The organism is Roseateles aquae (assembly GCF_032337115.1).
GTDB lineage: Bacteria > Pseudomonadota > Gammaproteobacteria > Burkholderiales > Burkholderiaceae_C > Roseateles_C > Roseateles_C aquae.
The window spans coordinates 1-14,177 of record NZ_JAVXZY010000007.1 but is presented as its reverse complement, the minus strand read 5'-3'; the positions used below and the strand labels follow the sequence as shown (position 1 = coordinate 14,177).

Below are 14,177 nucleotides of genomic sequence, written 5' to 3'. Positions count from 1 at the left end.
TCTTTTCCGGCACACAAAGCCGTGCAAACGGCGCAGCATTGCCGCAAACACAAGCAAGGATGGGTCCATGCCAGGCTGGTTGCTCAAGCTGAATGACTACTTTCCGATCCGCTACATGATCTGGCTGTTTGCCCTTTTGGGCACGGCGGCTGGTATCGGCGCCTGGCTGGACCATGGCGGCAGCGGCTGGATCTGGGCGCTGATCTGCGGCAGCCTGGCCATCGCCGGCATCCGCGATGTGCTGCAGACCAAACGCTCCATCCTGCGCAACTATCCCGTGATCGGTCATCTGCGCTTTCTGCTGGAATTCATCCGGCCGGAGATGCGCCAGTACTTCATCGAAAGCGATAACGAGGCCGCGCCGTTTTCGCGCCAGCAGCGCTCCCTGGTCTACCAGCGCGCCAAGGGCGATCCGGACAAGCGCCCCTTTGGCACGCAAAAGGATGTCGGCGAGGCCGGCTATGAGTGGATCAATCACTCGATGTCGCCCACCGCGCTGGCCGGCCATGACTTTCGCGTCCCCATCGGCGCCGAGCGCGCCCAGCCCTATTCGGCCAGCGTCTTCAATATCTCGGCGATGAGCTTTGGCGCGCTCAGCGCCAATGCGATTCTGGCCCTCAATGCCGGCGCCCAGCGCGGCGGCTTCGCCCACGATACCGGCGAGGGTTCGATCAGCATCCACCATCGCCAGCATGGCGGCGACCTGATCTGGGAGATCGGCTCCGGCTACTTCGGCTGCCGCAACGACGATGGCACGTTCAACGCCGAGAAGTTCGCGCAGAACGCCCGCGATCCGCAGGTCAAGTTGATCGAAATCAAGCTCAGCCAGGGCGCCAAGCCCGGCCATGGCGGCGTGCTGCCGGGCGCCAAGGTGACGCCCGAAATCGCCGCCGCGCGCGGTGTGCCGGTGGGGCAGGATTGCGTCTCGCCCGCCGCCCACAGTGCCTTCTCGACGCCGCTGGAACTGCTGGACTTCATCGTCCGGCTGCGCGAGCTGTCCGGTGACAAACCGGTAGGCATCAAGTTCTGCGTCGGCCATCCCTGGGAATGGTTTGCGTTGGCCAAGGCCATGCAGCAGACCGGCATCCTGCCTGACTTCATCGTTGTTGACGGCGCCGAGGGCGGCACCGGCGCCGCGCCGCTGGAGTTCACCGATCATGTCGGCGCGCCGCTGCAGGAGGGCCTGCTGCTGGTGCACAACACGCTGGTGGGCTTGGGCCTGCGCGAGCGGGTCAAGATCGGTTGCGCCGGCAAGGTGGTCAGCGCCTTTGATATCGCGCGGATGATGGCCCTGGGCGCCGACTGGTGCAATGCCGCGCGTGGTTTCATGTTTGCGCTGGGCTGCATCCAGGCGCAGACCTGCCACAGCGGCCATTGCCCGACCGGCGTGACGACGCAAGACCCGCTGCGCCAACGCGCGCTGGTGGTGCCCGACAAGGCCGAGCGCGTCTACCGCTTCCACCAGAACACCTTGCATGCGCTGCAGGAGCTGGTGCAGGCGGCCGGCCTGCACCACCCGGGCGAGATCAGCGCCTCGCACATCGTCCATCGGATCAGCAAGCATGAGGTGCGCCTGCTCGCCAATCTCGTGCCCTTTGTGCACCCCGGCGCCATCCTCGAAGGCGATCTGCCCGGGGCCGTGTTCAAGGTCTATTGGCCGATGGCCCGGGCCGACAGCTTCGATCCGGCCCGGCCGGTGCGTCGCTTTGGCTGAAGCGCTCAAGCAGTGGCGGGCTTGGCCATCACCGCTTCAAAAAGCGCGCCAGCGCACAGGCGCAGCAGCCAGTCGCGCAGCCGCGGGTAGGGCGCGGTGTCGAACCAGGTGCGGTCAACAGCGGCGAACTGGCGGATGAAGGGCAGCAGGGCCATATCGACCAACGTGGCGCGCTCGGCGAGCAGGTGGGGGCGCCCAGCCAGCAAGGCTTCCAGCGGCGCCAGCATCAGGGCCTCGGCCTGGGCGCGATGGCTGGCCTGTGACTGATCGGGGTGGCGCTCGGGGTATTTGTAGCGATCCAGCAGCAGCTTGAAGTCGGTGTCGTTCACGGTGATCAGCTGCTCGGCGGCCTCGGCCAGGCTGGCATCCAGCCACTGCTCGGGGTCGCGCTGGGCCAGCGCCCAGCGCATGATGTCCAGGCTTTGCTCCAGCACGCGCCCGTCCGGCAGCAGCAGCACCGGCACCGTGCCCTTGGGCGAGGCGGCCAGCAGCGCGGCCGGCTTGGCGCGCAACTGCACTTCTTCGATCTGCACCGCGATGCCGGCCACGCGCAGCGCCAGGCGGGCGCGGATGGCGTAGGGGCAGCGGCGGAAGCTGTAGAGCAGGGGCAAGGTCATCAGCGGATTGTCGCGGCCCGTCCTACACCGATACGCGGCGCTGTAAGGCCTGGCTTGTGCGCTCTGCGTTTCAATGCCCCGCAAATCCCCGTGAATCCCCGCGAATGCGGGGCGCATGCTCGCGGGGTTGTTGCTCGCTGGGTGGCAGTGACAATCGAGCGTCCTTCCATTGCCACCCATGTCCACAGTCTTCCTGTTACGCCACAGCCTGCAAACGCTTGCCAAAACCGGGCAGGCGCTCGCGCAAGAGGGCAGCTGGCGGCTGTGTGGCGAGGCCCATCTGATCGAGGATGCCTGGCCGCTGCTGCGCCTGCTGCAGCCGGAGCTGCTGGTTTGTGATCTGCGCCTGATTGACGGCCACAGCCTGCGTCTGCTGCGCCGTATGCGTGCCCAGACGCTGCGCTGCCGCGTGCTGCTGCTGAGCGCCTGTGCCGATGATCTGCTGCTGTTCGAGACGCTGGCCAGCGGCGCCCATGGCTATCACATCGAATGTGCGCGTGGCCCGACGCTCGGCGACAGCCTGTTGGCGCTGCAGCAGGGCCGTGCCGTGATGTCGCCGGCGCTTGCGCGGCAGTTGCTGGCCCGTTTCGGACTCAAGCGCAGCAGCATCGAGCTGGCGCAAAGCCCGCTGGCCGGGCGCGACCGTGAGCCGGCCGGCGATACCTTGATGCGCCAGTGCGAGCGCCATCTGCTCAGCCTGGTCGCCCATGGTCTGCTGGTTGGCGAAGTCGCACAACGCTGGCAGCTGGGGCGCGAACAGGTGGAACTGCGCCTGGGCAAGCTGTACGAGCGCTTGCATGGGCTGCTGGCCGTGCCGGGCACGGAGGAATCGGGCGATCAGGGCCTGAAGTCGACGATCAGCGAGCTGGCCGAATTGCTGCCCTGAGGGGTGCCCGACTGCCGCACACTTGGCATGGCAGCGGCTTGAAGCCGCTGCAGCAAGCTGCGTTTGGATCAGGCCGTTGGCGGCTGCGTGTCGATGAAGCTCTGGCGGGCGCTCAGCTTTTCGTGGTGGCGGGCCAGATTGGGATGGTCGTCGCGCCAGTTGATGGCGGGGAAGCGGAAGTCCAGATAGCCCAGTGCGCAACCGACGGCGATATCAGCCAGCGTGAAATGATTGCCCGAGCACCAGGGCTTCTCGCCCAGGCCCTGGCTCATCGCCTTCAGCGCCGCCATCACCTTGCCCATCTGGCGGGCACGCCAGGCGGCGCTGCGCTCGGCGGCGCTGCGGCCCGACCAGGTTTCTTCCAGGCGCACGAGGGTGGAGGCGTCAAGCAGCCCATCGGCCAGTGCCTCCCAGGTGCGGACCTCGGTGCGCTCGCGACCGCGCTCGGGGATCAGCTTGCCGACCGGCGACAGGGTGTCCACATACTCGACGATGACGCGCGAATCGAACACCGCACCGGTGATCGAGTCCTGGCCTTCCATGACCAGGCATGGCACCTTGCCCAAGGGGTTGACCTTCATGATGGCGTCACTGGTCCAGACATCCTCCAGCAGCAACTGGTAGTCGAGCTTTTTCTCCGCCATCACGATGCGGACCTTGCGGACATAGGGACTGGTGAGCGAGCCGATGAGTTTCATGCGTCTGATGAGGTCGGGACAGCTGTCCTCGTTGCGGCGCGATTCTAGCGAAGCGACTGTGGTGCGGCAGCCTGTACAAAACGGCTGATCTGGTGCAGGGAAATGCCGGAGGCGTGAGATTGTCCAGGGCCCGACACTTGGCATGCGCTGGAGGGCGCAATCAATAACAAGGCAAGAGGAGGGATTGTCATGAGTATTTCGGGAAGCGCGGCCGGCCATGATGCCGGTGACAGCCAGCACGCCAGCCAGCTCAGCGGCTGGCCGCATTCGCAGTTTTCGCGCCGCCGCCTGGCGCTGCAGTTCACCGGTTCGGGCAGCGAGTATTTCCGCATCTGGATCGTCAATCTGCTGCTCTGCCTGGTCACGGTGGGCCTGTACTGGCCCTTTGCCAAGGCGCGGCGCCTGCGCTATTTCTATGCCAACACGGTGATCGACGAACAGGCGCTGGCCTTTCATGGCGACCCCTGGCTGATGTTTCGCGGCTTTATCCTGATGGCCGTGCTGTCCTTGGCATACGGCCTGGCCGGCAAGGTGTCGCCAGCGCTGGCTCTGCTGGCCTTTGTGGTCTTGTGCGTCGTCTGGCCGGCCCTGTGGCAAACCAGCCTGAAGTTCCGCATGGCCAATACCAGCTGGCGCGGCCTGCGTTTCGGCTTTGTCGGCAGCCGCGCCGGGGCCTACAAGGCCTTGCTGCCTATCTATCTGCCCACGCTGCTGATGGTGGCCGTGCAGCTGTATTTCGCCGACCAGCTCCAGCCTGTCAGGGGCCAGCGTCATGAGCCTGGCCAGGCGGAGTTCTTTGTCGGTCTGGCCATGATTGTGTGGACCTTGCTGCTGCCGCTGGGCCTGGCCTCGATCAAGCGCTATCAGCATGGTGGCTATCTCTATGCCGGGCGGCGCAGCCAGATCGATCTGCCCACGGGGCGTGCCTACCTGATCGGCCTGAAGACGATCGGTGTGATGCTGCTGGCGCTGCTGCTGGTGTTGGGCTGCGTGATGCTGGGCGCTTGGCTGGGGGGGCGGCTGTTCGGTGCGAGCATCGTGCTGTTCGGCGCCGGCGTCGTGTTTGCGTATCTGTCCTTTTTCGCCGTGGTGGCGCCTTACTTTGCGGCGCGCAGCCAGGATCTGGTCTGGAACGCGACGAATGCCGACGGCCTGCAGTTCGAAAGCAATCTGAGCTATCGCGCGCTGGCCTGGTTGACGCTGAAGAACTGGCTTTTGACGCTGCTGACGCTGGGCCTGTACCGGCCCTTTGCCGCCGTCAATACCGCCAGAATGCGGCTGGAGGCGGTGTCGGTGATGGCCGACGGCGATCCCATGGACCTGGTGACCATGCACCGCGCCGAGTTCAAGGATGCCAGCGGCGAGGCCGCCGGCGATTTCTTCGGCATAGATCTGGGGCTTTGAGTGCAGCGCCTGCAGGTCGACTACTTCGACGGCAGCAGCGCCCGTGCCCAGCCGGTCGAGATCTGGCTGGACCAGGGCCAGCTGCATCTGCACAGCGCGCTGCTGCAGCGCCAGTACCGGCAGCGTGAGGTGCGCTGGGCCGAGCGGCTGCGCCACGGCCAGCGCCAGACCCAGCTGCCCGACGGCGGGCTGCTGATCAGTGCGGATGCCGGCGCCTGGGACGCCTGGGCGTCGGCCAGCGGCCTCGGCCAGCCGCTGGCAATGCGCTGGGCGCAGCACTGGGGCCATGTCTTGCTCGCGCTGCTGGCGCTGGTGTTGCTGCTCTTCGCGCTGTGGCGCTGGGGGCTGCCGGTGGGTTCACGTGTGCTCAGCCGGCATCTGCCGCCGGCGCTGGAACAGCAGATCGGGGCACAGACCCTGGCCTGGTTGGATGAGGACTGGCTGCGCCCCAGCCGCCTGCCGCTGGAGCGCCAGCAGGCCTTGAGCCAGCGGCTGCAGGCGATGCTGGCCGGCAATCCGGCCGCCGCCGGCCTGCCGCCCTGGCGCCTGCATTGCCGGCTGGGCCGCGAGCTGCTGGGCCCGAATGCGTTCGCGCTGCCGGGCGGCGACATCGTCGTTACCGATGCGCTGCTGGAGCTGTTCGAGCAGCAGCCCGATGTGGTGCTCGGGGTGCTGGGCCATGAGCTGGGCCATCTGCGCCATCGCCATGGCATGCGCTTGCTGCTGCAGACCGGTGCGATGACGGTGATTGCCGGCGCCATCTTTGGCGACTACTCGACCTTGCTGGCCGGTGCGCCGGTGCTGCTGGCTGGGCGTGGCTACTCGCGCGATTTCGAACGCGAGGCCGATGCCGAGGCCAAGGCCTTGCTGCTGGGCGCCGGCTTGTCGCCGCAGCTGATGATCGACTTCTTCAAGCGCCTGGCCGATTACCGCCGTGCCCATCCGGACGGCGGTGGCGTCCCGCCAGCGCTGGCCAGCCATCCGAGCGACGAGGAGCGGGTGCGTTTCTTCGCCGAGGGTGCCAGCAAGTAAGACGCTCGTTGTTGACGGGGCCAAAGCAAACAGAAGCACGCCACAGAGCCACGGAGACACAGAGAACGCAGCCTCAACGCCTGCTTGCTCCGTGTATTCCTCTGTGGCTCCGTGACTCTGTGGTTTGTTCAGGGCCTACCTTTGGCGCGCGCCCGTTCAGCGCGTCCAGTCAAGCCGGCTCGGCCGCCCGGGCAGCTGCAGCTCGGCCTGTGCGGGCGCCGAGCGGCTCAAGACCTGACCCCCGCGCACGACCAGCAGCCGGGTGGCGCGCAGGCGGATCGCCTCGACCGGGTCACGCGCCTGCAGCAGCTGGAAATCGGCCCGGCAACCGGGCTCCAGCCCATAGCCCTGCAGGCCGAGGATGCGGGCGTTGTTGACGGTCACCGCGTCGAAGCAGGCGCGCATGCCGGCCTGCGAGGTCAGCTGCGCCACATGCAGGCCCATGGCGGCAACCTCCAGCATGTCGGCGCTGCCGAGCGAGTACCAGGGGTCGAGCACGCAGTCGTGGCCAAAGCCGACGTTGACGCCGGCGGCCAGCAGCTCGGGCACGCGGGTCATGCCGCGCCGCTTCGGGTAGCTGTCGTGGCGGCCCTGCAGCGTGATGTTGATCAGCGGATTGGCCACCACATGCAGGCCGGCCTCGGCCATCAGCGGCATCAGCTTGGAGGCGTAGTAGTTGTCCATCGAGTGCATGGATGTCAGGTGCGAGCCGGTGACGCGGCCCTGCAGCCCGCAGCGCAGCGTCTCGGCGGCCAGCGTCTCGACATGGCGGGACAGCGGGTCGTCGCTCTCGTCGCAGTGCATGTCCACGGCCAAGCCGCGCTCGGCCGCCAGTTCGCAGAGCAGGCGCACGCTGGCCGCGCCCTCGGCCATGGTGCGCTCGAAATGCGGGATGCCGCCGACCACGTCCACGCCCATGTCCAGCGCCCGCTTCAGCTGGGCGAGGGCCCCCGGATCGCGCAGCAGGCCGTCCTGCGGGAAGGCCACCAGCTGCAGGTCCAGATAGGGGCGCACCTGCTCGCGCACCTGCAGCAAGGCCTCGACGGCCAGCAGCCGTGGATCGCAGATGTCGACATGGCTGCGGATGGCCAAGAGGCCGCGGGCCACGGCCCAGTCGCAGTAGCGCAGTGCGCGCTCGATCAAGGCGTCCTGCGTCAGCTGCGGCTTCAGCTCGCCCCACAGCGCAATGCCTTCGAGCAGGGTGCCGCTGGCGTTGACGCGCGGCAGCCCGTAGCTCAGCGTGGCGTCGAGATGAAAGTGCGCGTCGACAAAGGGCGGTGCCAGCAGCCAGTCCTCGGCATCGATGACGGTCACGCCCTCGGGCTGGGGCAGCTGTGGGCCGATGGCCGCGATGCGACCCTCACGCACCAGCAGGTCCTGGCCCTGGCGGCCATCGGGGAGTCGGCAGTTTCTGATCAGCATGGTTGGCAAGTGTGCCCCGGCGTCCTGGGTTCCTCATGCAAGGCGTATCCATTCTTTCCGCCGCGCTTGACGCTGTACATCGCCGAGTCGGCGCGGCGCAGCAGGTCCTCGGGAGTGTCGGAATGCTCGGGATAGAGCGCGATGCCGATGCTGGCGCCGATCTGCAGCGTGCAGCCCTGCCAGGGGATGGGGGCGGCCGCGGCGGCGACGATCTTCTGCGCCACCTCGGTGGCGGTACGCGCATCGGGCACGCCGCTGAGGATGACGATGAACTCGTCACCACCGAGCCGGGCCACGGTATCGACGCTGCGCACCGCCTCGACCATCCGGGCCGCCACCACCCGCAGCACCTCGTCGCCGGCCTCGTGACCCGCGCTGTCGTTGATCCGCTTGAAACCGTCCAGGTCGATGAACAGCAGCGCCGCCTTGCTGCGCTGGCGCTCGGCCTGGTGGCAGGCCATGCGCAGCCGGTCGCGAGCCAGGCGCAGCGAGGGCAGGCCGGTCAGCTCGTCGTGGTGGGCGAGCCGGGCAATTTCCTCACTCTGCACGCGCAGCCGTTCGTGCAGCGCCTCGACCCGCTGGCGGTAAAGGCTGACGAAATGCAGCACCAGAAAGGACATCAGCGTGCCACTGGAGATGGCCATCAGCCAGGCCAGCGGGCTGCTGCTGTAGTCGCTGCTGACGCGTGGCGGCAGGCGGCCGCTGGCATAGAGCCAGGCAGCCAGCAGCACGACGCCCATCGTGTAGAGAAAGGCGATCCAGACCACGCGACGCCCGAACAGCACGGCGACCAGCGTGTTGGCAAAGATCAGTGTCATCAAGCCAGAACCCAGCAGCCCATTGCCCAACAGGCCGGTGCTGCCGCCCAGCATCATCACGAGTACGGGCGGGCTGTCGCGCCACCAGCCGCCCAGCCGGCGGCGTTGACCAAAGGCCAGCAGGTAGCCGGCGATGAAGAGGAAGATGATGGAATCGCTCAGCCGCCAACTGCCGAGCAGCCAGGCGCGTGCCGGCAGCAAGGCACTGCTGATCAAGGCGTAGACCAGGGTCAGCCACCAGGACGCATCGACGAACTCCTGCCTCAGCCTCAGCATCTCGCTGTCGGGCATCGGCGATGTTGCCAGCGGTGTCGGCTGCACGGGCACTCCTCCTCGGCGACGTCGAGTTGTCGAGGCTATAGCGCCGGCCAGGGTTTGTCATGCTTTCCTTGCCGCTTCTGGGGTTGATTATTGATAGAAGAAAAGTTCTAGACAAATTTTGCTAGAACAATTATTCTGAAGCCATGAGTTCTTCCTCAGCCCCCTCGACCCCAGCACCGACCGCACCGCGCAAGCCCACCGCGGCCGAGCTGGATCTGCTGCGTACGCTGTGGCGCATCGGTCCGTCCGATGCCAAGGCGGTGCACGAGGCCTTGCTGGCCGAGCGGCCCGAGGCCAGCTACGCCACCGTGCTGCGCCAGCTGCAGATCATGCATGGCAAGGGGCTGCTGAGCCGTGATGAGTCGCAGCGCCCGCATGTCTACGCCTGTGTGCAGTCGCAGGAAGCGCAGCAGACCCATCTGCTCAAGGACCTGATTGCCAAGGCCTTTGCCGGCTCTGGCAAGGCGCTGGTGATGGCGGCGCTGAAGACGCACGTCAGCAAGAAGGAGCGCGAGGAAATCCAGCGCTTTCTGCACGGCGAGGGCAAGCCGTGAGCGCTGAGTTCCTGCTGCAATGGCAGGCCACGCTGCTGGAACGCTGGGTGCCGGCGCTGGGCCTGGCGCTGCTGCATTTCGTCTGGCAAGGCCTGCTGATCGCGCTCTTGGCCGGCCTGCTGCTGGCGCTCTTGCGCCGGGCCGGACCACGGCCGCGCTATGCGGTCTGCGCCGGCGCACTGCTTTTGAGCCTGCTGCTGCCGCTGGGTCAATTCGTCTGGCTCATCAATGCGGCGCCTGACGCCGGCTCGCTGCAGGCCGCTGCCGAGCTGCCGCTGGAAGCGCCGGACTGGTGGCAGACCCTGCTCGAGCAGCTGCCGCAGCTGGTGCTGGCCTGGAGCCTGGGCGTCACGCTGATGGGTGCGCGCCTGGCCCTGGGCCTGGCCTGGGTGGCACAGCTGCGCCGTCGCGCGGCCCTGCGGCTGCCGCAAGAACTGCAGGCCTGGCAAGCGCGGCTGGACGCGCTGGCGCGGCGCATGGGTCTGCGCCGGCATGTGCGCTTGCAGCTGTCGGCCCAGGTCGACAGCCCCCTGACGATGGGCTTCTGGCGCCCGCTGGTGCTGCTGCCGGCTGCGCTGCTCAGCGGCCTGCCGGCGCCGCTGCTGGAAGCGCTCTTGGCCCATGAGCTGGCCCATGTGCGCCGGCACGACTACCTGATCAATCTGCTGCAAAGCCTGGTCGAGGCGCTGCTGTTCTTCCATCCGGCGGTCTGGTGGTTGTCCGACCGCATGCGCCGCGAGCGCGAGCTGGTTGCCGATGAGCTGGCCGCCGCGGTGATTGGCGATGCCCGCCAGCTGGCGCTGGCCCTGCATGAACTGAGTCTGATCAACGACAAGAGCGCAACAGCGCCGAACTCCCTCTCCCCCTTGACCCTGTCCGCCCGAGGAGGCGATTTGCTACAACGTATCCATGCCCTGGTCATCCCCCGCCAGGCCACGCCGAGCTGGAAGCTCGCGCTGCCGGCGCTCACGCTGGCACTCAGCAGCCTGCTGGTGCAGGCCCAGGCCCGCACCCAGCCGCCCAAGGCCGCGGCCGCGAGCACTGCCGCCGCAACGCCAAGCACGCCGGCCGCGTCCGGCGTCGTCACCCCCGCCCCCGAGGCGCCCTTGGCCAGCGCCTTCAAGCTGCCGGTCAACGCCAAGCATGCGCTGGTGCTCGAGGAGGGCAGCGGCAAGGTGCTGATGGAAAAGAATGCCGACGCGGTGGTGCCCATCGCCTCGCTGACCAAGCTGATGACGGCGATGGTGGTGCTCGACGCCAAGCCGAACATGAACGAGAAGATCCAGATCGCGCAGGACGATGTCGACACGCTCAAGCACAGCGCCTCGCGGGTCAGGGTCGGCGCCGAGATGAGCCGCCTGGCGGCGCTGAAGCTCGCGTTGATGCAGTCGGAGAACCGCGCTGCCGCGGCGCTGGCGCGTACCTATCCGGGCGGCCTGGCGGCCTTCGAACTGGCCGTCAAGGCCAAGATCCGCGCGCTGGGCCTGACCCGCACCGCCATCAGCGAACCCACCGGCCTGTCGCCGGCCAATACCTCGACCGCGGCCGATGTGGCACGCATGGCCGCCGCCGCTGCCCGCTATCCAGAGATTGCCCAGATCACCAGCGAGAAGAAGGACATCGTGCCGGTCAATGGCAAGCCGCGCGAGGTGCGCAATACCAACCGCCTGGTTGGTGCCAAGGGCTGGGACATCCGCCTGTCCAAGACTGGCTATACCGAGGAAGCCGGCCGCTGCCTGACCATGCGCATGGTCAGCGGTGGCAAGCCGGTCACGGTGGTGCTGCTCGACGCCGATGGCTCGGCCCAGCGCCTGCGTGACGCTGCCAAGATCCGCCAGTCGCTGAACAAGCTGCACAGCTGATCGCCAGCCCGAACTCAGGTCTGAACGCAGGTCTGATTGTGTCTGCCGCGCGGCGCTGAGCCGCCGTGCGGCGCTCCCGCCTTTCCCTCTTTTTTGCCACCTCAGCACGCCGCTGCTCACAGCGGGTGACGCCGCCGCATGGCCGCTGCCATGGCGCCAACTCAGGATGACTATGAACTTTCGCAATCTGGCCAAGTCGCTGCTGATTCTGCTGACGCTGCTGGCCTTGCTCTATGCCAGCCGCAGCCTTGAAGCGGCTGCACTGCCCTCAGCCCCGGCCTACGAGCTGCCGCAGACGGAGGTGCATGCGTTGCATGCCGCGCGTCTGGGGCGTGACTACCAGCTCTTCGTCGGCCTGCCGGAAGGCTACGCCGAACACCCCGAGCGGCGCTATCCCTTGCTGCTGCTGGCCGACGGCCCCTATGCCTTCCCGCTGATGCGCAGCATCACGCGCCGCGTCAGCGATCATGGCCGGGCGTTGCAGGATCACATCGTCGTCGGCCTGTCCTACTCGCTGGGTGACAGCCCGGCCCTCAGCCGCAACCGCGACTACACGCCGGCGCCGCGTCGCGACGCGCGGGCCGGCGAGCTGTACGGCGAAGGCCCGGCCTATGCCCGCCATCTGCGTGAGGAGGTGCTGCCTTATCTGGCCAGCCACTTCCGCGTCGACATGAATCACAAGACCTTTATGGGCCACTCCTACGGTGCGCTGCTCGGCGCGCAGATGCTGCTCAACACGCCCAGTGCCTTTGAGCGTTATGTGCTGAGCAGCGCCTCGCTCTGGTATGGCGACGGCCTGCTGCTGCGGCGCGCCGAGCAGCTGGTGCGCGAACACGCCGCGCTGCCGGCCCAGGTGCTGCTCTTGGCCGGCGCCCTGGAGCGGCCGCGCCGCTCGGGCCAACGCGAACAGGGTGACGATATCGCCGGCGACACCTTGCGCTTCGAAGCCCTGCTCAAACGCGCGAAACTGCCCGGCCTGACGATCAGCGCGCAGATCCTGCCCGAGGAGGATCATCTGTCCGCCGCCCCCGTGGCCTATACCCGCGGCCTGCGCTGGGCCTTGCCGCGCTGAGCTTGCCGGAGGCTGGCCAGGCAGCGCGATGGGCGGAGCTGCTATCGTCTGCCTCCCGCACTTCAATCAGGAGCCCAGTCGATGACTGCCAGCATGTCCCGCCGCATCAGCCTGCGTCCGGTTTGCGAGGACGATCTGCCCTGGATCATTGCGGCCGGTGCCAACCAAAGCCTGCGCGGCGAGTTCGAGTCCATGCGCATGCAATCGCCGCAGTTCTTTCGCAAGCGCTTTGCCGAGGATGGCTTTTCCAGCGATGCGGCCGAACGCCTGGTGGTCTGCGACGAGGCCGGCGAGGCGATCGGCTCGGCCTCTCACTTCATCGCCCACCGCTACTCGACGGCGCGCGAGATCGGCTGGTCCATCACCGACCCCGCCCGCCGCGGCCAGGGCTACGGCTCGGCCATTGCCCGCACGCTGATCGACTACCTGTTCACCAACTTCGACATCCACCGCATCTGCTGCAACACCGCGCCCGACAACTGGGCCTCACGCCGCATCGCCGAGAAAGCCGGCATGCAATACGAAGGCCTGCTGCGCGGCGTGATCTTCATCCGTGGCAAGCATGTGGATGGCGTGGTCTACGGCATCACGCGGCCGGATTGGCAGGCGCTGCAGGCCACGCAAGGCGCGTAGGCCGGGTTAGCCGCAGGCGTAACCCGCCTTTCAACTGGTCGCACTCTCACATGATTGCCCGCGCATGGATGCCTGCGGCTCCGGCAAGCACCGGGACGACCCAATTTGCTCTTGCCAAATACTCTGGAGCCAGTGCCGCGATGGCGACGATGGTGACTCCAAGTGAGAGAAAGACCAAATAGACGACAGTTGCAAGTTGCCGCTCATCCTGCGTTGGAACCTCTCCCAGTGTCTTTCTTCGATCAAAATTTCCTTCACGGCTACGTTGGAAGTGGCAGAGGACGAACGTACCCGCGAACGCAAGTGGGGCAGAGAAAAGCAGCTCCCAAAGAAGTGGATTAGTGTTCTCATCCGCCCATGCAATCGCTCCAAGCGCGAGCAAAATCGCCGCGCAAAGCGAAATGAATCGAAGGTGATGGGCTCTGGCATTCATGCAGTTGCGGGTCCGGTTGCGCGACGGGTTAGCCAGCATTTGCGATGTTGAAGACAATGGACGCGACCGCAGCTAAAAGCGACCAACCAATTGCAGCGGAATAGAACAAGAAAGCTGAACAAAACCTCGCAGCAGCCCACGACTACGGATGAGGTAGACCGGCATTGCAATGAAGGAAAAGGCAATAACAAAGCCGTTAAAACGAGTGCTGGTGACAAGCCCCCTGCTTGCCACATCGGACTTGTACCAAAGGTAAAGCAAGACCCAGGCGATGATGGTTGGCGCCTGCCCTAGCAATACGGCGTACCTAGAAACCGGATGCGCAGGCATAAGAACGCCAGCCGCCACAGCAGTCCCACCAAACGCCACCAGCGCCACCCTGTTTTTCACGCTACGCTCCACTGTCGCTGGCTAACGCCAAAGTTAACCGGCGCCGGAGCTGAAGGCGGAGCGCACCAATACAGGCCATGAGAATGCCGAAGGCATTGCCTGTATTGGCGTCCGCGTTGAATGACCAGTCAGGCGCCCGAGCAGTAATTGTGCATAGGCACAGGCAAGTTCAGGCAGCATGCGTGGCCATTTTGAAGATCGCAGCTTGGCAAACTAAGTGCAACACCTTCTCCAAAAGAGGTGGGGAGTGGCGACACTGTTCACACCTCATCCGGCAAGAAGGGGTTGTGAACATGGAATATCGCCAACTCACCCAAGACG

Annotated in this window: 14 protein-coding genes; 8 read left to right on the top strand and 6 right to left on the bottom strand. The window is 66.4% G+C overall.

The features are described 5' to 3' along the window. The first annotated feature begins 67 nt into the window (after nucleotides 1-67). The gene (locus RQP53_RS16415; protein ID WP_315651752.1) at nucleotides 68-1,714 is read left to right on the top strand and encodes an FMN-binding glutamate synthase family protein; all 1,647 of its coding nucleotides are present in this window, start codon (nucleotides 68-70) and stop codon (nucleotides 1,712-1,714) included. A gap of 5 nt (nucleotides 1,715-1,719) precedes the next feature. Here RQP53_RS16415 and RQP53_RS16410 read toward each other — a convergent pair whose 3' ends face one another. Further along, on the bottom strand, nucleotides 1,720-2,331 hold the full coding sequence (locus RQP53_RS16410; protein WP_315651751.1) for a glutathione S-transferase: 612 nt from the start codon (nucleotides 2,329-2,331) through the stop codon (nucleotides 1,720-1,722). 178 nt (nucleotides 2,332-2,509) lie between these two features. On the opposite strand from RQP53_RS16410, the gene RQP53_RS16405 reads away from it, so the two are divergent. Next, complete coding sequence (locus RQP53_RS16405) at nucleotides 2,510-3,217, top strand: hypothetical protein (RefSeq protein ID WP_315651750.1); 708 nt, start codon at nucleotides 2,510-2,512, stop codon at nucleotides 3,215-3,217. Between the two features lie 68 nt (nucleotides 3,218-3,285). On the opposite strand, the gene RQP53_RS16400 is transcribed toward RQP53_RS16405, so the two are convergent. Continuing rightward, nucleotides 3,286-3,915, bottom strand: a complete 630-nt coding sequence (locus RQP53_RS16400) for a glutathione S-transferase family protein (protein WP_315651749.1) — start codon at nucleotides 3,913-3,915, stop codon at nucleotides 3,286-3,288. Between the two features lie 189 nt (nucleotides 3,916-4,104). Between RQP53_RS16400 and RQP53_RS16395 the strand changes: the two genes are divergently transcribed. Next, nucleotides 4,105-5,319, top strand: coding sequence for a YjgN family protein (locus tag RQP53_RS16395; RefSeq protein ID WP_315651748.1), 1,215 nt, complete (start codon nucleotides 4,105-4,107; stop codon nucleotides 5,317-5,319). Next, the gene (locus tag RQP53_RS16390; RefSeq protein WP_315651747.1) at nucleotides 5,320-6,351 is read left to right on the top strand and encodes a M48 family metallopeptidase; all 1,032 of its coding nucleotides are present in this window, start codon (nucleotides 5,320-5,322) and stop codon (nucleotides 6,349-6,351) included. Between the two features lie 156 nt (nucleotides 6,352-6,507). On the opposite strand, the gene RQP53_RS16385 is transcribed toward RQP53_RS16390, so the two are convergent. Both RQP53_RS16385 and RQP53_RS16380 read right to left on the bottom strand, forming a co-directional pair. Beyond that, a complete protein-coding gene (locus RQP53_RS16385; RefSeq protein ID WP_434064108.1) occupies nucleotides 6,508-7,773 on the bottom strand; it encodes an amidohydrolase family protein in 1,266 nt (421 codons plus the stop codon). Next, nucleotides 7,767-8,912: a diguanylate cyclase domain-containing protein gene (locus tag RQP53_RS16380; protein ID WP_315651745.1), complete on the bottom strand. Its 1,146-nt coding sequence runs from the start codon at nucleotides 8,910-8,912 to the stop codon at nucleotides 7,767-7,769. The genes RQP53_RS16385 and RQP53_RS16380 overlap by 7 nt, the downstream gene beginning before the upstream one ends. A gap of 143 nt (nucleotides 8,913-9,055) precedes the next feature. Here RQP53_RS16380 and RQP53_RS16375 point away from each other — a divergent pair, with 143 nt between their 5' ends. The 4 genes from RQP53_RS16375 (at nucleotide 9,056) to RQP53_RS16360 (ending at nucleotide 13,033) form a co-directional block, all read left to right on the top strand. Continuing rightward, complete coding sequence (locus RQP53_RS16375) at nucleotides 9,056-9,466, top strand: BlaI/MecI/CopY family transcriptional regulator (protein ID WP_315651744.1); 411 nt, start codon at nucleotides 9,056-9,058, stop codon at nucleotides 9,464-9,466. Next, nucleotides 9,463-11,328 carry a M56 family metallopeptidase gene (locus tag RQP53_RS16370; protein WP_315651743.1) on the top strand — a complete coding sequence of 622 codons (1,866 nt, stop codon included), beginning with the start codon at nucleotides 9,463-9,465 and terminating at the stop codon, nucleotides 11,326-11,328. Before RQP53_RS16375 ends, RQP53_RS16370 begins: the two co-directional genes overlap by 4 nt. A gap of 172 nt (nucleotides 11,329-11,500) precedes the next feature. Next, a complete protein-coding gene (locus tag RQP53_RS16365; RefSeq protein ID WP_315651742.1) occupies nucleotides 11,501-12,400 on the top strand; it encodes an alpha/beta hydrolase in 900 nt (299 codons plus the stop codon). An 81-nt stretch (nucleotides 12,401-12,481) separates the two neighbouring features. After that, on the top strand, nucleotides 12,482-13,033 hold the full coding sequence (locus RQP53_RS16360; RefSeq protein ID WP_315651741.1) for a GNAT family N-acetyltransferase: 552 nt from the start codon (nucleotides 12,482-12,484) through the stop codon (nucleotides 13,031-13,033). Between the two features lie 46 nt (nucleotides 13,034-13,079). Here the strand turns inward: RQP53_RS16360 and RQP53_RS16355 are convergent, their stop codons facing one another. Both RQP53_RS16355 and RQP53_RS16350 read right to left on the bottom strand, forming a co-directional pair. Next, nucleotides 13,080-13,466 carry a hypothetical protein gene (locus tag RQP53_RS16355; protein ID WP_315651740.1) on the bottom strand — a complete coding sequence of 129 codons (387 nt, stop codon included), beginning with the start codon at nucleotides 13,464-13,466 and terminating at the stop codon, nucleotides 13,080-13,082. 72 nt (nucleotides 13,467-13,538) lie between these two features. After that, a complete protein-coding gene (locus tag RQP53_RS16350) occupies nucleotides 13,539-13,856 on the bottom strand; it encodes a hypothetical protein (protein WP_315651739.1) in 318 nt (105 codons plus the stop codon). Between the last annotated feature and the right edge of the window lie 321 nt (nucleotides 13,857-14,177).